The sequence below is a fragment of the Streptomyces sp. NPDC058964 genome, assembly GCF_042741275.1.
In the GTDB taxonomy this organism is placed as follows: Bacteria; Actinomycetota; Actinomycetes; order Streptomycetales; family Streptomycetaceae; genus Streptomyces.
On the sequence record NZ_JBHYKH010000139.1, the window covers coordinates 1 to 553 of the forward strand.

Consider the following 553-nt stretch of genomic DNA (forward strand, 5'->3'; position numbering starts at 1 on the left):
GTGCGGTGGTGATTGAGTGCGGGCTAGTCGCCCCGAGCAACAGCGTATTGTGTTATTGCGGGGGGTGCGGCGGCGGCTGCCCGGGGGCGCCCCACCGCCGAAGGAGCCATGCACATGCCTTCCACAGCGCACGCCAACCTCGCCGCGATCCTGGTGGACTCGGCGGCGCGCCATCCCGACCGTACGGCCGTCCGGCTCGACGGCGCCACTCTCACGTACGCCGAGCTCGACGAGGCGAGCGCCCGGGCCGCGTCCCTCCTGCTCGCTGCCGGGGTGAAGCCGGGCGACCGAGTCGGTCTGATGCTGCCGAACGTGCCCGCCTTCGCCGTCCTGTACTACGCAATCCTGCGCGTCGGGGCTGTCGTGGTGCCGATGAACCCGCTGCTGAAGGCGCGCGAGGTGGAGTACCACCTGGACGACTCCGCCGCCTCGCTCCTCTTCGCCCCGCATCAGGCCCAGCACGCGCTTCAGGGGGCCCAGGCCGGGGGGGCCGCGGCCCGCGGCCCGGCGGCCCGCCGGGGGGTGAATGGGGGTGGGGGGGGGCACCCCCCGG

The 553-nt window shown here is 74.1% G+C and carries 1 protein-coding gene; it reads left to right on the top strand.

The features are described from left to right. Positions 1–114: 114 nt before the first annotated feature. On the top strand, positions 115–553 hold a 439-nt coding region (locus ACFW2E_RS18970), incomplete at its 3' end, for an AMP-binding protein (protein ID WP_384467798.1).